16 protein-coding genes are annotated in these 19,663 nt (G+C 41.5%); 13 read left to right on the top strand and 3 right to left on the bottom strand.

Features of this window, described 5'->3' with window-relative positions; genetic code table 11:
- The first annotated feature begins 1 nt into the window (after position 1).
- From D8804_RS01715 to D8804_RS01665, 10 genes are all read left to right on the top strand, one after another.
- Positions 2–601 carry a response regulator transcription factor gene (locus D8804_RS01715; protein WP_125398615.1) on the top strand — a complete coding sequence of 200 codons (600 nt, stop codon included), beginning with the start codon at positions 2–4 and terminating at the stop codon, positions 599–601.
- 301 nt (positions 602–902) lie between these two features.
- Positions 903–1,316, top strand: a complete 414-nt coding sequence (rpsL, locus tag D8804_RS01705) for a 30S ribosomal protein S12 (protein ID WP_001142332.1) — start codon at positions 903–905, stop codon at positions 1,314–1,316.
- A 19-nt stretch (positions 1,317–1,335) separates the two neighbouring features.
- Entirely contained in the window at positions 1,336–1,806 is a 471-nt protein-coding gene (rpsG, locus tag D8804_RS01700) for a 30S ribosomal protein S7 (protein WP_000087873.1), read from the top strand.
- A gap of 391 nt (positions 1,807–2,197) precedes the next feature.
- Positions 2,198–4,279 carry an elongation factor G gene (gene fusA / locus D8804_RS01695; protein ID WP_084947294.1) on the top strand — a complete coding sequence of 694 codons (2,082 nt, stop codon included), beginning with the start codon at positions 2,198–2,200 and terminating at the stop codon, positions 4,277–4,279.
- A 264-nt stretch (positions 4,280–4,543) separates the two neighbouring features.
- Positions 4,544–6,244 carry an acetolactate synthase large subunit gene (locus tag D8804_RS01690; RefSeq protein ID WP_125398614.1) on the top strand — a complete coding sequence of 567 codons (1,701 nt, stop codon included), beginning with the start codon at positions 4,544–4,546 and terminating at the stop codon, positions 6,242–6,244.
- Positions 6,237–6,713: an acetolactate synthase small subunit gene (ilvN, locus tag D8804_RS01685; RefSeq protein ID WP_125398613.1), complete on the top strand. Its 477-nt coding sequence runs from the start codon at positions 6,237–6,239 to the stop codon at positions 6,711–6,713. The genes D8804_RS01690 and ilvN overlap by 8 nt, the downstream gene beginning before the upstream one ends.
- Positions 6,714–6,804: 91 nt before the next feature.
- On the top strand, positions 6,805–7,827 hold the full coding sequence (gene ilvC, locus D8804_RS01680; RefSeq protein WP_125398612.1) for a ketol-acid reductoisomerase: 1,023 nt from the start codon (positions 6,805–6,807) through the stop codon (positions 7,825–7,827).
- A 78-nt stretch (positions 7,828–7,905) separates the two neighbouring features.
- A complete protein-coding gene (ilvA, locus tag D8804_RS01675) occupies positions 7,906–9,156 on the top strand; it encodes a threonine ammonia-lyase IlvA (protein ID WP_125398611.1) in 1,251 nt (416 codons plus the stop codon).
- Positions 9,157–9,233: 77 nt separating this feature from the next.
- Positions 9,234–10,130: an SPFH domain-containing protein gene (locus D8804_RS01670; RefSeq protein WP_000242873.1), complete on the top strand. Its 897-nt coding sequence runs from the start codon at positions 9,234–9,236 to the stop codon at positions 10,128–10,130.
- A gap of 100 nt (positions 10,131–10,230) precedes the next feature.
- Positions 10,231–10,446 (top strand): capsule biosynthesis transcriptional regulator, encoded by a 216-nt coding sequence (locus D8804_RS01665; RefSeq protein WP_001130035.1) that lies wholly within the window; start codon positions 10,231–10,233, stop codon positions 10,444–10,446.
- A 93-nt stretch (positions 10,447–10,539) separates the two neighbouring features.
- On the opposite strand, the gene D8804_RS01660 is transcribed toward D8804_RS01665, so the two are convergent.
- Both D8804_RS01660 and D8804_RS01655 read right to left on the bottom strand, forming a co-directional pair.
- Positions 10,540–11,280 carry an amino acid ABC transporter ATP-binding protein gene (locus D8804_RS01660; protein WP_125398610.1) on the bottom strand — a complete coding sequence of 247 codons (741 nt, stop codon included), beginning with the start codon at positions 11,278–11,280 and terminating at the stop codon, positions 10,540–10,542.
- Positions 11,280–12,842: an ABC transporter substrate-binding protein/permease gene (locus tag D8804_RS01655; protein ID WP_125398609.1), complete on the bottom strand. Its 1,563-nt coding sequence runs from the start codon at positions 12,840–12,842 to the stop codon at positions 11,280–11,282. Before D8804_RS01655 ends, D8804_RS01660 begins: the two co-directional genes overlap by 1 nt.
- Positions 12,843–12,974: 132 nt before the next feature.
- Here D8804_RS01655 and D8804_RS01650 point away from each other — a divergent pair, with 132 nt between their 5' ends.
- Together D8804_RS01650 and D8804_RS01645 are read left to right on the top strand one after the other, a co-directional pair.
- Positions 12,975–14,864 (top strand): DUF2207 domain-containing protein, encoded by a 1,890-nt coding sequence (locus tag D8804_RS01650; protein ID WP_125398608.1) that lies wholly within the window; start codon positions 12,975–12,977, stop codon positions 14,862–14,864.
- Positions 14,865–14,925: 61 nt separating this feature from the next.
- Positions 14,926–15,771 carry an undecaprenyl-diphosphate phosphatase gene (locus D8804_RS01645; RefSeq protein ID WP_125398607.1) on the top strand — a complete coding sequence of 282 codons (846 nt, stop codon included), beginning with the start codon at positions 14,926–14,928 and terminating at the stop codon, positions 15,769–15,771.
- Between the two features lie 34 nt (positions 15,772–15,805).
- Here D8804_RS01645 and dinB read toward each other — a convergent pair whose 3' ends face one another.
- Positions 15,806–16,867 carry a DNA polymerase IV gene (gene dinB, locus D8804_RS01640; RefSeq protein WP_125398606.1) on the bottom strand — a complete coding sequence of 354 codons (1,062 nt, stop codon included), beginning with the start codon at positions 16,865–16,867 and terminating at the stop codon, positions 15,806–15,808.
- 232 nt (positions 16,868–17,099) lie between these two features.
- Between dinB and pflB the strand changes: the two genes are divergently transcribed.
- A complete protein-coding gene (gene pflB / locus D8804_RS01635) occupies positions 17,100–19,415 on the top strand; it encodes a formate C-acetyltransferase (RefSeq protein ID WP_000260613.1) in 2,316 nt (771 codons plus the stop codon).
- Positions 19,416–19,663 lie beyond the last annotated feature (248 nt).

Below are 19,663 nucleotides of genomic sequence, written 5' to 3'. Positions count from 1 at the left end.
GATGAAACTACTTGTTGCAGAAGATCAAAGTATGTTGCGAGATGCCATGTGCCAGTTGCTTACCTTTCAACCAGATGTGGAGTCTGTCCTACAAGCCAAGGATGGCCAAGAAGCAATCCAACTCTTAGAAAAGGAGTCTGTCGATATCGCCATCCTTGACGTAGAAATGCCTGCTAAGACTGGCCTCGAAGTCTTGGAGTGGATACGAGCAGAAAAGCTAGAAACAAAGGTGGTTGTGGTGACAACCTTCAAGCGCCCTGGATATTTTGAACGCGCGATTAAGGCTGGAGTGGATGCCTATGTCTTGAAAGAAAGAAGCATTGCAGACCTCATGCAAACCTTGCACACTGTCCTCGAAGGGCGCAAGGAGTATTCGCCTGAATTGATGGAAGTGGTGATGACGCACCCCAATCCGTTGACAGAACAAGAGATTGCTGTCTTAAAGGGAATCGCTCAGGGTTTATCCAACCAAGAAATTGCAGACCAACTCTATCTATCAAACGGAACCGTCCGAAACTATGTCACAAATATTCTTTCGAAACTAGAAGCTAGTAATCGAACAGATGCAGCCAACATTGCAAAAGAATCTGGTTGGCTTTGATAACAACTCAAATGATTGCTAAATTGAAGGAAATCCATACTAGACAGGAGGAGGCAAATTGCCTCCTTTTTTGTTTAAAAAAGCGGTTAGAACTAGTGTCAAAGAGATAAAAGATCAGAATAAAAATGAAAAAATATTGACAAGGAAAGAAAAATGTGTTACAATAATAGACGGTACTTTTTACTTTTGGTCTCTCAAAAGTGTACAGGGACGTGCTGACAAATGTTGCAAAAGTACACACAGATGGTAGCTGTCACCAAGTGTATCATCACCAAAAATAAAAAAACACAGGAGAATGTAGATGCCTACAATTAACCAATTGGTTCGCAAACCGCGTAAATCAAAAGTAGAAAAATCTAAATCACCAGCTTTGAACGTTGGTTACAACAGTCATAAAAAAGTTCAAACAAACGTTTCTTCACCACAAAAACGTGGTGTTGCAACTCGTGTTGGAACAATGACACCTAAAAAACCTAACTCTGCCCTTCGTAAATTCGCTCGTGTACGTTTGAGTAACCTTATCGAAGTTACTGCCTACATCCCAGGTATCGGACACAACTTGCAAGAGCACAGCGTGGTGCTTCTTCGTGGTGGACGTGTAAAAGACCTTCCAGGGGTACGTTACCATATCGTCCGTGGTGCACTTGATACTGCAGGTGTTAACGATCGTAAACAAGGCCGTTCTAAATACGGTACTAAACGTCCAAAAGCATAAGGAAAGGGGATAAAGAGAAATGAGTCGTAAAAATAGAGCTCCAAAACGTGACGTATTGCCAGATCCGCTTTACAATTCACAACTAGTTACTCGTCTTATCAACCGCGTTATGCTTGATGGTAAACGTGGTACAGCTGCTTCAATCGTTTACGGTGCTTTTGAGCAAATCAAAGAAGCTACTGGCAACGATGCACTTGAAGTATTTGAAACAGCTATGGAAAACATCATGCCTGTACTTGAAGTACGTGCACGTCGTGTTGGTGGATCTAACTACCAAGTCCCAGTTGAAGTTCGTCCAGAACGTCGTACAACACTTGGACTTCGTTGGTTGGTAACAATCGCTCGTCTTCGTGGTGAACACACAATGCAAGACCGTCTTGCAAAAGAAATCTTGGACGCTGCGAACAACACTGGTGCAGCTGTTAAGAAACGTGAAGACACTCACCGTATGGCAGAAGCTAACCGTGCCTTCGCACACTTCCGTTGGTAATATAGGATGCGAAAGCGTTAAGAAAGTCCCAGAGAAAATAGGGAATCGAAGCAGGTTGCGATTGCAACCAATGAGATTCATCTTTTTCTCCAGACTTTTAGCTTGAGCTCAACTAGGTCATGATGCTAGGAACGGTAAGGATGCAAGGTGAAAATAGGAAACTGACGCAGTATTCGACGAATACAAGGAAGTTTATCTTTTTCACACAGCATCCCGTTCCGGCTCAAATCGGCTAATTAACTTTAGCCCGAGTTCAATTCAACTTACTAGCTCGTAAGTTGAAACCAACAAAAACAAGATAAACATTGAGAACGGGTAGGTCCTGCCTATCCGTTTTTTCTAAATAATGTTATAATAGATTGTAAAATAAAAAATAGGAGAAACTAACCTCATGGCACGCGAATTTTCACTTGAAAAAACTCGTAATATCGGTATCATGGCTCACGTCGATGCCGGTAAAACAACAACTACTGAGCGTATTCTTTACTACACTGGTAAAATCCACAAAATCGGTGAAACTCACGAAGGTGCGTCACAAATGGACTGGATGGAGCAAGAGCAAGAACGTGGTATCACTATCACATCTGCTGCGACAACAGCTCAATGGAACAACCACCGCGTAAACATTATCGACACACCAGGACACGTGGACTTCACAATCGAAGTACAACGTTCTCTTCGTGTATTGGACGGTGCGGTTACCGTTCTTGACTCACAATCAGGTGTTGAGCCTCAAACTGAAACAGTTTGGCGCCAAGCAACTGAGTACGGAGTTCCACGTATCGTATTTGCCAACAAAATGGACAAAATCGGTGCTGACTTCCTTTACTCAGTAAGCACACTTCACGACCGTCTTCAAGCAAACGCACACCCAATTCAATTGCCAATCGGTGCTGAAGATGACTTCCGTGGTATCATCGACTTGATCAAGATGAAAGCTGAGATCTATACCAACGACCTTGGTACAGATATTCTTGAAGAAGATATTCCAGCTGAGTACCTTGACCAAGCTCAAGAATACCGTGAAAAATTGATCGAAGCAGTTGCTGAAACTGACGAAGAATTGATGATGAAATACCTCGAAGGTGAAGAAATCACTAACGAAGAATTGAAAGCTGGTATCCGTAAAGCGACTATCAACGTTGAATTCTTCCCAGTATTGTGTGGTTCTGCCTTCAAGAACAAGGGTGTTCAATTGATGCTTGATGCGGTTATCGACTACCTTCCAAGCCCACTTGACATCCCAGCGATCAAAGGTATCAACCCAGATACAGACGAAGAAGAAACTCGTCCAGCATCTGACGACGAGCCATTTGCAGCTCTTGCCTTCAAGATCATGACTGACCCATTCGTAGGTCGTTTGACATTCTTCCGTGTTTACTCAGGTGTTCTCCAATCAGGTTCTTACGTATTGAACACTTCTAAAGGTAAACGTGAACGTATCGGACGTATCCTTCAAATGCACGCTAACAGCCGTCAAGAAATTGACACTGTTTACTCAGGTGATATCGCTGCTGCCGTTGGTTTGAAAGATACGACAACTGGTGACTCATTGACAGATGAAAAAGCTAAAATCATCCTTGAGTCAATCAACGTTCCAGAACCAGTTATCCAATTGATGGTTGAGCCAAAATCTAAAGCTGACCAAGACAAGATGGGCATTGCCCTTCAAAAATTGGCTGAAGAAGATCCAACATTCCGCGTTGAAACAAACGTTGAAACTGGTGAAACAGTTATCTCTGGTATGGGTGAACTTCACCTTGACGTCCTTGTTGACCGTATGCGTCGTGAGTTCAAGGTTGAAGCGAACGTAGGTGCTCCTCAAGTATCTTACCGTGAAACATTCCGCGCTTCTACTCAAGCACGTGGATTCTTCAAACGTCAGTCTGGTGGTAAAGGTCAATTCGGTGATGTATGGATTGAATTTACTCCAAACGAAGAAGGAAAAGGATTCGAATTCGAAAACGCAATCGTCGGTGGTGTGGTTCCTCGTGAATTTATCCCAGCGGTTGAAAAAGGTTTGGTAGAATCTATGGCTAACGGTGTTCTTGCAGGTTACCCAATGGTTGACGTTAAAGCTAAACTTTACGATGGTTCATACCACGATGTCGACTCATCTGAAACTGCCTTCAAGATCGCGGCTTCACTTGCTCTTAAAGAAGCTGCTAAGACTGCACAACCAGCTATCCTTGAGCCAATGATGCTTGTAACCATCACTGTTCCTGAAGAAAACCTTGGTGATGTTATGGGTCACGTAACTGCTCGTCGTGGACGTGTTGATGGTATGGAAGCACACGGTAACAGCCAAATCGTTCGTGCTTACGTTCCACTTGCTGAAATGTTCGGTTACGCAACTGTTCTTCGTTCAGCATCTCAAGGACGTGGTACTTTCATGATGGTATTTGACCATTACGAAGATGTACCTAAGTCAGTACAAGAAGAAATCATTAAGAAAAACAAAGGTGAAGACTAATCAGTCCTCGCTCTAGAAGGAAGTCACTTGGTGGCTTCCTTTTTTATGTTCTATATCAAAGAAGATTAGAAAAATATACTCTAAATTAAATTTGGAAGTAATAAGATCGTTCAATTCCCTATTCATATTTATAAAAATAGGAAAAACATTCATAAAAACACGCTTAGATAGAAAATTCAGAAAATTGCTTCTTTTGTCTTGAAAATTTTTGAAAAAATGGTATGATAGTAACAAGCTATTTTTAAGAGAAGAGAAAGGGGAACAATGGAGAAAATCAGTTTAGACGCTCCTAAGACGGGGTCGGACCTAGTTTTGGAAACACTCCGTGATTTAGGAATTGATACCATATTTGGTTATCCTGGTGGGGCTGTCTTGCCTTTATATGATGCGATTTATAATTTCAAAGGCATTCGTCACATTCTAGGTCGTCATGAGCAAGGGTGTTTGCACGAAGCTGAAGGCTATGCCAAATCAACTGGAAAGTTGGGTGTCGCCGTCGTCACAAGTGGACCAGGAGCAACAAATGCCATTACAGGGATCGCGGATGCCATGAGTGATAGTGTTCCTCTTTTGGTCTTTACGGGACAAGTCGCTCGAGCAGGAATTGGGAAGGATGCCTTTCAGGAGGCGGATATTGTCGGTATTACCATGCCCATTACCAAGTACAATTACCAAGTCCGTGAAACGGCTGACATTCCCCGTATCATTACGGAAGCCGTGCATATCGCGACCACAGGTCGTCCTGGCCCAGTTGTAATTGATTTGCCTAAGGATGTATCTGCCTTAGAGACAGACTTCATCTATTCACCAGAGGTGAATTTACCAAGTTACCAACCGACGCTAGAACCAAACGACATGCAAATCAAGAAAATCTTGAAGCAATTGTCAAAAGCCAAGAAACCTGTTTTGTTAGCAGGTGGTGGTATCAGCTATGCGGAAGCTTCTAAGGAGCTCAATGAATTTGCTGAACGCTATCAAATTCCAGTCGTGACCAGTCTTTTGGGGCAAGGAACGATTGCGACAAGTCATCCACTCTTCCTTGGTATGGGAGGCATGCACGGTTCTTTCGCAGCTAACATTGCCATGACCGAAGCGGACTTTATGATTAGTATTGGTTGCCGTTTCGATGACCGCCTGACTGGTAATCCTAAGACCTTTGCTAAGAATGCCAAGGTTGCTCATATTGACATTGACCCAGCTGAGATTGGTAAGATTATCGGTGCAGATATTCCTGTGGTGGGGGATGCTAAGAAAGCCTTGCAGATGTTACTGGCAGAACCAACTGTTCATAACAATACTGAAAAGTGGATTGACAAAGTCACCAAGGATAAGAATCGAGTTCGTTCTTATGATAAGAAAGAACGTGTGGTTCAACCGCAGGCCGTTATTGAACGCATCGGCGAGTTGACGAATGGAGATGCCATTGTTGTCACAGACGTTGGCCAACACCAAATGTGGACAGCCCAGTATTATCCATATCAGAATGAACGTCAATTGGTCACTTCAGGTGGCTTGGGTACCATGGGATTTGGAGTTCCTGCAGCTATCGGAGCCAAGATTGCAAATCCAGAAAAAGAGGTTATCCTTTTTGTCGGTGATGGTGGCTTCCAAATGACCAACCAAGAGCTAGCTATCCTAAACATTTACAAGGTACCGATTAAGGTCGTGATGCTGAATAACCACTCACTAGGAATGGTTCGTCAGTGGCAGGAATCCTTCTATGAGGGTAGGACTTCCGAATCAGTCTTTGACACCCTTCCTGACTTCCAGCTAATGGCACAGGCCTACGGCATCAAAAACTATAAATTTGATAATCCAGAGACGATAGAGAAGGATCTAGAAGTCATTCTGGAGGATGTGCCCATGTTTATCGAGGTGGATATTTCTCGTAAGGAACAGGTCTTACCAATGGTACCAGCCGGTAAGAGCAATCATGAGATGTTGGGGGTGAAGTTCCATGCGTAGAATGTTAACGGCAAAACTACAAAATCGTTCAGGAGTCCTCAATCGCTTTACAGGTGTCCTTTCTCGTCGTCAGGTCAACATTGAGAGTATCTCAGTTGGTGCGACAGAGAATCCTGATGTATCAAGGATTACCATCATTATTGATGTGGCTTCACATGATGAAGTGGAGCAAATTATCAAGCAACTCAATCGTCAGATTGATGTGATTCGCATTCGGGATATTACAGATAAACCACACTTGGAAAGAGAAGTTATCTTGGTGAAGGTGTCTGCGCCTGCTGAAAAGCGTGCAGAAATCTTGGCCATTATTCAACCTTTCCGTGCAACGGTGGTGGATGTGGCCCCTAGCTCGATTACCATTCAGATGACAGGAAATGCTGAAAAGAGTGAGGCACTCTTGCGAGTTATCCGTCCTTATGGAATTAGAAATATCGCTCGTACGGGTGCAACTGGATTTACCCGCGACTAATACTCTTTGATTTTCATTGAGTATAAGAAAACAACTTAAATTTGTTAAACAAGTCTAAAAGGCAATACATAATAGAAAAGAGAGAAAAACTATGGCAGTTCAAATGGAATACGAAAAAGATGTAAAAGTAGCAGCGCTTGACGGTAAAAAAATCGCCGTTATCGGTTATGGTTCACAAGGACATGCGCATGCTCAAAACTTGCGTGACTCAGGTCGTGATGTCATCATTGGTGTACGTCCAGGTAAATCTTTTGACAAAGCAAAAGAAGATGGATTTGACACTTACACAGTAGCAGAAGCCACTAAATTGGCTGACGTTATCATGATCTTGGCACCAGACGAAATCCAACAAGAATTGTACGAAGCAGAAATCGCTCCAAACTTGGAAGCTAGGAATGCAGTTGGATTTGCCCATGGTTTCAACATTCACTTTGAATTTATCAAAGTTCCTGCAGATGTAGATGTCTTCATGTGTGCCCCTAAAGGACCAGGACACTTGGTACGTCGTACTTACGAAGAAGGATTTGGTGTGCCAGCTCTTTATGCAGTCTACCAAGACGCTACAGGAAATGCTAAAAATATTGCTATGGACTGGTGTAAAGGTGTTGGAGCAGCTCGTGTTGGTTTGCTTGAAACAACTTACAAAGAAGAAACTGAAGAAGATTTGTTTGGTGAACAAGCTGTACTTTGTGGCGGTTTGACTGCCCTTATCGAAGCAGGTTTTGAAGTCTTGACAGAAGCAGGCTATGCCCCAGAATTGGCTTACTTTGAAGTTCTTCATGAAATGAAATTGATCGTTGACTTGATCTATGAAGGTGGATTCAAGAAAATGCGTCAATCTATTTCAAACACTGCTGAATACGGTGACTATGTATCAGGTCCACGTGTGATTACTGAGCAAGTTAAAGAAAACATGAAAGCTGTTTTGGCAGACATCCAAAATGGTAAATTTGCAAATGACTTTGTAAATGACTACAAGGCTGGTCGTCCAAAACTTACTGCTTACCGTGAACAAGCAGCTAACCTTGAAATTGAAAAAGTTGGTGCTGAATTGCGTAAAGCAATGCCATTCGTTGGTAAAAACGACGACGACGCATTCAAAATCTATAACTAATTCTTAGAATAAAAACAGAAGGCGAGTTGGGGGGTACCTAACTCGCTTTTTACCTTGTAAAGTATTTGAGGAGGAGACATGCTAAGTGCAAAAGATGTGGTGAAAGCCCACAAAGTTTTAAGTGGTGTAGTAGTCAATACACCACTGGAATATGATCATTATTTATCGGAGAAGTATGGTGCTAAGATTTATCTGAAAAAGGAAAATGCGCAACGAGTTCGTTCTTTTAAAATTCGTGGAGCTTATTATGCCATTTCTCAGTTAACGAAAGATGAACGTGAGCGTGGTGTAGTCTGTGCATCAGCGGGGAATCACGCTCAAGGTGTCGCTTACACTTGTAAGGAGATGAAGATTCCTGCGACAATTTTTATGCCAATCACAACGCCCCAACAAAAAATTGCTCAAGTTCGTTTCTTTGGTGGTGACTATGTGACGATCAAATTGGTCGGAGATACTTTTGACGCTTCGGCTAAGGCGGCCCAAGAATTCACCGTTTCAGAAAATAGAACCTTTATCGATCCTTTTGATGATGTCCATGTTCAAGCTGGTCAAGGGACTGTAGCCTATGAAATTCTTGAAGAAGCCCGTAAAGAGTCTATTGATTTTGATACAGTACTAGTGCCGGTAGGTGGTGGCGGACTGATTGCAGGGGTTTCAACTTACATCAAAGAAACAAATCCCGCTATCGAAGTAATTGGTGTAGAAGCCAATGGTGCCCGTTCGATGAAGGCAGCCTTTGAAGCTGGAGGACCAGTTAAACTCAAAGAAATTGACAAATTTGCTGATGGGATAGCCGTACAGAAGGTTGGACAATTAACCTATGAAGCGACCCGAAAGAATGTTGAAACGCTGATTGGGGTGGACGAGGGATTGATTTCTGAGACCTTGATTGATCTTTATTCTAAGCAAGGAATTGTCGCCGAACCTGCTGGAGCGGCCAGCATTGCAGCCTTGGAAGTCCTATCAGACTATATCAAAGGCAAGACAATTTGCTGTATTATTTCTGGAGGGAATAACGATATTAACCGTATGCCAGAAATGGAAGAACGTGCCTTGATTTACGATGGCATCAAGCATTATTTTGTCGTAAACTTCCCACAACGTCCAGGGGCTCTTCGTGAGTTTGTAAATGACATCTTGGGACCGTATGATGACATCACTCGTTTTGAATATATCAAACGAGCAAGCAAGGGGACAGGGCCGGTCTTGATTGGGATTGCTCTTGCTGATAAGCATGATTATGCTGGCTTGATTCATCGGATGGAAAAGTTTGACCCATCTTATATCAATCTGAACGGAAATGAGACTTTGTATAATATGCTAGTCTAAAATAAATTTGCTATCATATTATTTGCCAATTTCCTATAATGATGCTATAATGATGGTGACGAAAGGAGGAGATTCCCATGGTTTTACATGTTTTACTTGTTCTCTTTATTCTAGTGCTGATTGCAGCGGCGGTTATTATCAGCTCTGTATATGTTGTAAGGCAACAGTCTGTCGCTATTATCGAGCGTTTTGGTAAATACCAAAAGTTGAGTAATAGTGGTATTCATGTACGAGCACCTTTTGGAATCGATAGAATTGCAGCCAGGGTGCAGTTGCGTCTATTGCAAAGTGAGATCGTCGTGGAAACAAAAACACAAGATAATGTATTTGTGACCATGAATGTGGCGACTCAGTATCGAGTGAATGAAAACAATGTCACAGATGCTTACTATAAACTAATGAGACCAGAAGCTCAAATCAAATCCTATATTGAGGATGCCTTGCGTTCGTCTGTACCGAAATTGACCTTGGATGAACTGTTTGAGAAAAAAGATGAAATCGCATTAGAAGTTCAAAAGCAAGTAGCAGAAGAAATGTCTACATATGGTTACATCATTGTAAAAACACTGATTACGAAGGTTGAGCCTGACGCTGAAGTTAAACAATCAATGAATGAAATCAATGCAGCCCAACGTAAGAGAGTCGCTGCGCAAGAACTTGCAGAAGCAGATAAGATTAAAATCGTGACCGCAGCAGAAGCAGAGGCAGAAAAAGATCGTCTACACGGGGTAGGGATTGCAGAACAGCGTAAGGCTATTGTTGACGGACTTGCTGATTCTATTCAAGAATTAAAAGGAGCCAATGTTGAACTCACGGAAGCCCAGATTATGTCCATTCTATTAACAAATCAGTATTTGGATACTTTGAATAATTTCGCAGACAATAAGGGCAATAACACCATCTTCCTACCAGCAAATCCTGATGGAGTTGAAGATATACGAACAAGCATATTATCAGCTTTAAAAGCTAAGTAATAACAATTCATTATTTGTTTTCAATAAGTAGATGTTTTTTGGATAATCCTAAAAGAATGGATATATTTCAGTATCGTAAAGAACAAAATAGGAGAAGAACATGGCTAAATCAAACTTTGAAAAAGTAGAATCAGTTGTTGGCTGGGTTCGTGATAAGAAAATCACAGGTTACCGTATCTCTAAGGAAACAAATGCACGTGAAATGTCAATTATTGCTTTGGCACAAGGTCGTGCAAAAGTGAAAAATATTTCATTTGAAACAGCCCTAGGTTTGATTGATTTTTATGACAAGAATCATGAAAAATTTGAAGATTGAACTAGGCTTACAGGCAGATTCTTAAAATGGATCTGCCTTTTGTTTTGCAAAGAGTTAGTAAAAAGACTGCATATTTTATGCAGTCCTTGTTTGTTATTTGAGATAGCGCTGAAGAAACTCTCTCGTTCTTTCTTCTTTAGGATTTGTGAAGAGGTCTTCTGGTTTGCCTTCTTCAGCGATGACGCCCTTATCCATAAAGATAACACGGTGTGAGACATCGCGGGCGAACTCCATTTCGTGGGTGACGACGATCATAGTCAGGCCTTCTTGAGCCAGGTCTTGCATGATTTTAAGGACTTCACCGACCATTTCTGGATCCAGAGCAGATGTTGGTTCGTCGAAAAGGATAGCGTCAGGATTCATGGAGAGGGCACGTGCGATGGCCACACGTTGCTTCTGGCCACCAGAGAGTTGTTTTGGTTTGGCTTGCCAATAGCGTTCTCCCATGTCAACTTTTTCAAGATTTTCTTTGGCAATTTTTTCAGCTTCAGAGCGTTCTCTTTTGAGGACAGTCGTTTGGGCGACGATCGTATTTTCGAGAACATCGAGGTTTTCAAAGAGATTAAAGGATTGGAAAACCATACCAAGTTTTTCACGATAGTGAGTAAGGTTATAGCCTTTTGCAAGGACATTTTCTCCTCGGTAGAGAATTTCCCCCTCAGTAGGTGTTTCAAGTAGATTGATAGAACGTAGGAAGGTTGATTTTCCGCTTCCTGAGCTCCCAATGATGGAAATAACCTCTCCTTTATGAACGGTGAGAGAAATGTCTTTTAACACTTCGTTTTGTCCATAGGATTTTTTGAGGTGTTTAATTTCAAGAATGGGTTGATTCATTATTTCAAGTCCTCCGTTTGCATTTGATTAGCACCTGTAGTGTAGGTATCCATGTCCATGCGTCTTTCGATGAAGCGTAGGATACGGGTCACTGTGAAGGTGAGGACAAAGTAAATCACGGCAATGATTGTAAATGTCTGGAAGTATTGATAAGTTTGAGTTGCCACGGTATTTCCAGAGAAGTAGAGTTCCACAACAGAGATAACATTCAGTACAGACGTATCCTTGATATTGATGACAAACTCATTACCAGTAGCAGGTAAGATATTGCGAACGACCTGAGGTAGGACAACCTTACGCATGGTCTGATTATGGGTCATACCAAGAGCAGTTGCGGCTTCAAACTGTCCCTTATCAACTGCTAGGATACCTCCACGGACGATTTCTGTCATATAGGCACCAGTGTTGATTGAAACGATGAAGATGGCTGCAAGTGTACGATCGAGATTGATTCCAAAGGCTTGTGCTGTACCGTAGTAGATAACCATAGATTGAACGATCATTGGTGTACCACGGAAAATTTCAATATAGACATTGAGGATCCAGCCAAGCAGTTTTTGCAAGCCATAGATGGCCTTGTTTTCAGATAGTGGAGCAGTACGGAAGACTCCGATTGCAAGCCCGATAATAAGCCCTGCGATGGTCCCGATAATGGAGATCAAGAGTGTGATGCCGGCACCACGCAAGAGTTGTTGCCAGTTTTCAGAAAGAATTTTAGCGACTTGACTAAAGAAGCTGCTTTCTTCCTCCGTTGTTGTCGCCTCCACTGGTTGCTCTTTAATCATCCGATCCATGAGAGCTACTTGTTCGTCCTTAGAAATGGTTTCGATGCTGGCATTGATTTGACTGATGCGACTGTCATCTTTACGAAGTCCAATGGCAATAGCAGTATCTTCTTCTCCGGTCTTGAAACCTGGTTCTACTTGGACCATCTGAAACTTAGAGTTAGCGGCTTCAGCAGTTAGAGCTTCAGGGCGTTCCGAAACATAGGCGTCAATAACACCAGCCTCAAGAGCTTGGCGCATTTGGGCAAAGTCGCCCATAGCTGTTTCTTTCTTGACACCAGGGATTTGGGAAATCAAATCATAAAGGTAAACGCCTTGTTGAGAAGTGATTTTTGCTCCGCTAAAGTCCTCTAAAGATTTGGCATTCGCATAGGCAGAGTCCTTTTTGACCAATAGAACTGGCTCGCTAGTATAGTAACTGCTTGAAAAAGCAATTTCTTGTTTACGTTCAGCGGTTGGGCTCATACCAGCAATGATCATATCGATTTTGCCAGAAGTAAGGGCTGGAACAAGTCCTTCCCACTTTGTTTTTACGACCAAAGGTTCCTTACCTAGATCTTTGGCAATTTTTTTAGCGATTTGAACATCATAGCCATTGGCATATTGATTGGTACCGTCGATTTTAACAGCACCATTACTATCGTCGTCTTGGGTCCAGTTAAAGGGAGCGTAAGCTGCCTCCATCCCGATGCGTAAATATTCGTCGGCTTGGACTTGGCTAGCTAGTCCTAATATAAGGGCTAGGCTAGCAAGAATAGATAAGCACAATTTTTTCATGTTTTCTCCTATTTCTAGTCTAAAAATGACTTCTCTCTATTGTATCTAAAAATGGTGAGATTTTCAATACAAGTAAGCCTTTACTTATAAAAAATGATATAATGATAGCAAAGATAAAAAGGGGATTGTGTTGTGAAAAAGACTTTTTTCGTGTTTTTATTTAGCTTGTTTTGTATTTTACCACTCTCTGTTTTTGCGGTTGATTTTAAGATTCGCTCTTATCAAGGTGATTTGTATATTCATGCAGATAATACGGCAGAATTTAGGGAGAAAGTAGTCTATTATTTTGATGAAGACTTTAATGGACAACTAGTAGGACTTGGCCGTTCTGGTAAGATGCCAAAGGGATTTGAAATAGATTCCAGTCCGAAGGTTCAGGTATGGAAAAATGCTAGCGCCATTGAGAATGTCAATAGTGAAGTGATAGAAGAATCGGAAGGTTATACTGTAAAAGTGTATAATCCAGGCCAAGAAGGGGATACCGTTGAAGTGGTAATCACATGGCAACTAAAAAACCTCATATTTCTATATGATGATATCGCGGAACTTAATTGGCAACCCTTGACAGATAGTTCAGAACCTATCGAAAATTTTGAGTTTCGGGTAACAGGCTTTAATGGAGCTGAAAAACTTTTCTTTCATACAGGGAAACTCTTTACAGAGGGCAAGGTAGAAAAGATAGATGGTGATTATCGTGTTCATTTACAGAACCTACCTCGTCAGCGTGGGGTTGAATTGCATGCCTATTGGCCTAGAAAAGATTTTGGAACAGCTTTGGATCAGGGCTTGAAAGGCAATCGTTTAGCAGAATTTGAAAAAATAGAGGAATCCATTACTGCTGAAAAAGCTCAGAGCAAAGCTCTGGTTATGTGGATTATCCCTTTGCTACTCTCGCTCTCCTTAGTCTTTAGTGTTATTTTCTACTGCATTTACAGAAGAAAAACCTCTCCATCGAAGAAATATGCTAAAAATCNCCGTCTCTATGAACCGCCAATGGACTTAGAACCGATGGTTTTATCGGAAGCTGTTTACTCTACTTCTTTAGAGGAAGTCAGTCCCTTGACCAAGGGAGGAGGGAAATTCACCTTTGACCAACTCGTTCATGCAACTTTATTGGATGTGATCGACCGTGGAAATGTTTCAATCATCTCAAATGGAGATGAGGTCCGTCTAAAAGTCATAAAAGAAAAAGGATTAGTAAGTTTTGAAAAAGATTGCCTTAATTTGGCCTTTTCAGGAAGAGAAGAAGTGCTTGTTTCAGATTTGTTTGCAGATTACCAAGTGTCAACTAGTCTTTACCAAGGTGCAAAAGCAGCTGATGAAAAACGGATTCAGAAAACGGGACGTAAGCTTAAGTCGTCTTTCGAGCAAGCTCTGAAGCAGATGCAGGATGGGGTGAGAAAGCGGGTTTCCTCTTTGCAACTTCCAGATTATTATCGTCCACTGAGTAATGGAGAAAAAATCTTGCGATTGATGATAGGCGTCTCTACGCTTCTACCTGCTTTCGTTGGTTTTGGCTGGTTCTTGTATAGTTTGGATGCTCACGGGTACCTTTCTCTGCCACTTCCTATCCTTGGGTTTGTGAGCTTGATGTTAGCTGCCGTCTATTATTGGACGACCCGATTTGATACTCGTGATGGTGTTTTAAACGAAGAAGGGCTAGAAGCATACTATCTCTGGACTAGTTTTGAAAACATGCTTCGCGATATCGCTCACCTAGACAAGGCCGAATTAGAGAGTATTGTTCTTTGGAATCGCCTCCTTGTCTATGCTACTTTATTTGGTTATGCGGACAAGGTGAGTCATTTGATGAAATCTTATCAGATTCAAGTTGAGAACCCAGATATCAATCTTTACGTAGCTTATGGCTGGCACAGTATGTTTTATCATTCAACTGCTCAAATGAGCCACTATGCTAGTATTGCAAATACAGCTAGTACCTACTCCGTATCTTCTGGAAGTGGAAGTTCTGGCGGAGGATTCTCAGGAGGCGGAGGCGGTGGTAGCATCGGTGCCTTCTAGAAAAAATCTATCGCAACATCCGAAATTATGCTATAATAGAGGACAGAAAAAGGAGTAATGTATGTATTTTATTGAAATTTTGAAGTCAATCTTTTTTGGGATTGTTGAAGGAATTACAGAATGGTTGCCAATTTCAAGTACTGGACACTTGATTTTGGTTGAAGAATTTGTACAATACAAGGACCAAAATGAAGCCTTCATGTCTATGTTTAATGTTGTCATTCAGCTTGGTGCCATTTTAGCAGTTGTGGTAATTTACTTTAACAAGCTCAATCCCTTCAAACCTGGTAAAAATAAGGTCGAAGTTCGTAGAACTTGGCAGTTATGGTCAAAAGTCTTCGTTGCGACCTTGCCTTTGCTATTGGTTTTTAAACTAGATGATTGGTTTGATGCCAACTTCCATAACATGGTTTCAGTTGCGATTATGTTGATTATCTATGGTGTTGCCTTTATCTACCTTGAAAAACGAAATAAGGCGCAAGCCATTGAACCAACAGTAACAGAGTTAGACAAGTTGCCTTATAAAACAGCCCTTTACATTGGGCTCTTCCAAGTCCTCGCTCTCTTCCCAGGAACGAGCCGTTCAGGTGCAACTATCGTTGGTGGTTTGTTGAATGGAACAAGTCGCTCTGTCGTAACAGAGTTTACCTTCTATCTCGGGATTCCTGTCATGTTCGGAGCTAGTGCTTTAAAGATTTTCAAATTTATTAAAGCAGGTCAACTCTTGAGTTTTGGACAACTGTTCTTGCTCTTGGTAGCTATGGGTGTTGCCTTCGCAGTCAGCATGGTTGCTATTCGTTTCTTGACCAGCTATGTGAAGAAGCACGACTTTACACTCTTTGGTAAATACCGTATCGTACTTGGTAGTGTCTTGTTGCTCTATAGTTTTGTGCGTTTATTTGTATAAGAAAAAAGCTTGAGGGAATTTTCCTTCAAGCTTTTTAAAATCCTGTCACCGTAATTCCTAGTAAACGGATACCTTTTTCTTTTTCAGCTAGTTCTTCGTAGAGTTGAAGGGCAGTTTGAGAAATCTGACTAGCTTCCTGTGTTGCGTGCAGGAGGCTTTTTCGTCTAGTCAGAGTGGAGAAGTCAGCATATCGTATTTTTAGGATAATGATTTTTCCAGCCTTGTCCTGCGTGCTGAGATTGTGAGCTACCTTTTCGGAGAGTAAAGTCAGCTCTTTTTTGATGTCTTCTTCTACTTGTAGGATTTTTCCGTAGGTTTTTTCCTTGCCAATGGACTTACGAATGCGATCAGACTTGACCGGTGAGTTATGAATACCTCTTGCCTTTCGATAAAGGTCAAAACCGAGTCTGCCGAACCGATCGATTAAAGTGACTTCTGAGACCTCCAATAAGTCCGCACCAGTATAAATGCCCATTTCATGAAGACGTTCAACTGTTTTTTTGCCCACACCATGAAATTTAGCAATGTCCATTTGTTTGAGAAAGTCTTGGGCCTGATCTGGGAGGATAACTGTTAAACCATGTGGTTTTTGATAGTCACTAGCCATTTTAGCTAAGAATTTGTTATAAGAGACGCCTGCAGAAGCAGTCAGGTGTAGTTCCTGCCAGATATCCTGTTGGATGAGACGAGCTATTTTGACGGCAGACTTGATACCGAGTTTATTTTCTGTCACATCTAAGTATGCCTCGTCAATACTCATAGGTTCAATCAAATCAGTGTAGCGTTTAAAAATAGCACGAATCTCAAGTCCCACAGTCTTGTATTTTTCATAATTTCCAGAGATAAAGACAGCTTGGGGACAGCGCTCATAAGCTTCTTTAGAGCTCATGGCTGAATGAACACCAAAAGCTCGTGCCTCATAGCTACAGGTAGAAACGACACCACGCCCACCTGTTTGTCTGGGATCTCTTCCGATGATAACAGGTTTGCCCTTTAACTTAGGATTATCTCTGATTTCCACCGCAGCAAAAAAGGCATCCATGTCGATATGGATGATTTTTCTGGACAGATCATTTATCAATGGAAATATGAGCATTCCAATCCCTTTCTAGTGTCATTTTCTATTTATTATACCCTTTTTTCTGAAAAAATGGGAAAGTTCAATCCGACTTTCAAAAATATAATACAGATAAGAGCAAAAAAGAGACTGTATTATAAAAGAAAGCGTCTAAAATGCCGATTTTCACTTGTTGAAATCGGTTACTGTATGGTATACTTGACTCAAGAATGTAACAGATAACTGTTACTAGAAAAAAGAGGACATTAACATGGTTGTTAAGACAGTTGTTGAAGCACAAGATATTTTTGATAAAGCTTGGGAAGGCTTCAAAGGCGTAGATTGGAAAGAAAAAGCAAGTATTTCTCGCTTCGTTCAAGCTAACTACACACCTTACGATGGAGATGAAAGTTTCCTTGCTGGACCAACAGAACGTTCACTTCACATCAAAAAAATCGTAGAAGAAACAAAAGCACACTACGAAGAAACTCGTTTCCCAATGGACACTCGTCCAACATCTATTGCTGATATTCCTGCTGGATTTATCGACAAAGAAAACGAATTGATTTTTGGTATCCAAAACGATGAACTCTTCAAATTGAACTTCATGCCAAAAGGTGGTATCCGTATGGCTGAAACTACTTTGAAAGAAAATGGATACGAACCAGATCCAGCTGTTCACGAAATCTTCACTAAATACGTAACAACAGTTAACGACGGTATCTTCCGTGCTTACACTTCAAACATTCGTCGTGCTCGTCACGCTCACACTGTAACTGGTCTTCCAGATGCCTACTCACGTGGACGTATCATCGGTGTTTACGCACGTCTTGCTCTTTACGGTGCAGACTACTTGATGCAAGAAAAAGTAAACGACTGGAATGCGATCAAAGAAATTGATGAAGAAACAATCCGTCTTCGTGAAGAAGTAAACCTTCAATACCAAGCATTGCAACAAGTTGTTCGCTTGGGTGACCTTTACGGAGTTGATGTCCGCAAACCAGCGATGAACACGAAAGAAGCTATCCAATGGGTTAACATCGCCTTCATGGCTGTCTGCCGTGTTATCAATGGTGCTGCTACATCTCTAGGACGTGTGCCAATCGTATTGGATATCTTTGCAGAACGTGACCTTGCTCGCGGTACATTTACTGAATCAGAAATCCAAGAGTTCGTTGATGATTTCGTTATGAAACTTCGTACAGTTAAATTTGCTCGTACAAAAGCTTATGACCAATTGTACTCAGGTGACCCAACTTTCATCACAACTTCTATGGCTGGTATGGGTAACGATGGTCGTCACCGTGTTACTAAGATGGACTACCGTTTCTTGAACACTCTTGACAATATCGGTAACTCTCCAGAGCCAAACTTGACAGTTCTTTGGACTGATAAATTGCCATACAACTTCCGTCGCTACTGTATGCATATGAGCCACAAACACTCTTCTATCCAATACGAAGGTGTAACAACAATGGCTAAAGACGGATACGGAGAAATGAGCTGTATCTCATGCTGTGTGTCACCACTTGACCCAGAAAACGAAGATCAACGCCACAACATCCAGTACTTCGGTGCTCGTGTAAACGTTCTTAAAGCTCTTCTTACTGGTTTGAACGGTGGTTACGACGATGTTCACAAAGACTACAAAGTATTTGACATCGATCCTATCCGTGACGAAGTTCTTGAATTCGAATCAGTTAAAGCGAACTTTGAAAAATCTCTTGACTGGTTGACTGACACTTATGTAGATGCTTTGAACATCATCCACTACATGACTGACAAGTACAACTACGAAGCTGTTCAAATGGCCTTCTTGCCAACTAAACAACGTGCCAACATGGGATTCGGTATCTGTGGATTTGCTAACACTGTTGATACATTGTCAGCGATTAAATATGCTACTGTTAAACCAATTCGTGATGAAGATGGATACATCTACGATTACGAAACAATTGGTGAGTACCCACGTTGGGGTGAAGATGACCCACGTTCAAACGAATTGGCAGAATGGTTGATCGAAGCTTACACAACTCGTCTACGTAGCCACAAACTTTACAAAGACGCAGAAGCTACAGTATCACTTTTGACAATCACATCTAACGTTGCTTACTCTAAACAAACTGGTAACTCACCAGTCCACAAAGGTGTATACCTCAACGAAGATGGTTCTGTGAACTTGTCTAAACTTGAATTCTTCTCACCAGGTGCTAACCCATCTAACAAAGCTAAAGGTGGATGGTTGCAAAACTTGAACTCACTTGCTAGCCTTGACTTTGGTTACGCAGCTGATGGTATCTCATTGACAACTCAAGTTTCACCTCGCGCTCTTGGTAAGACTCGTGACGAACAAGTTGACAACTTGGTAACAATTCTTGATGGTTACTTCGAAAACGGTGGACAACACGTTAACTTGAACGTTATGGACTTGAACGATGTTTACGAAAAGATTATGTCAGGTGAAGACGTTATTGTTCGTATCTCTGGATACTGTGTAAACACTAAATACCTCACTCCAGAACAAAAAACTGAATTGACACAACGTGTCTTCCACGAAGTTCTTTCAATGGATGACGCATTGAGCTAAGATTCAATTGGAATAGAGAAAAGCCAGTCGATATGACTGGTTTTTTGTGTGCTTAAAAATTTTTAAAAAAATAGTCAAATTTAGTCAAAAAACTATTGACTTTTGCTGACCAATGTGATATAGTAGAAACATAAGGAAAATGAATTCCTTAAAAAGCTCATTTTCAACGAATTAGTCTTTGAGAATGAGGTATAGAATCCCGAGAAAGGGGTGAGGCCTATGTTAAATCTAACAGACTTTGAAAAGAA

Origin of the sequence: Streptococcus oralis, from assembly GCF_003944215.1 — a bacterium.
GTDB classification, from domain to species: Bacteria; Bacillota; Bacilli; order Lactobacillales; family Streptococcaceae; genus Streptococcus; species Streptococcus oralis_BI.
This window is presented reverse-complemented; position numbering and strand designations above follow the sequence as displayed.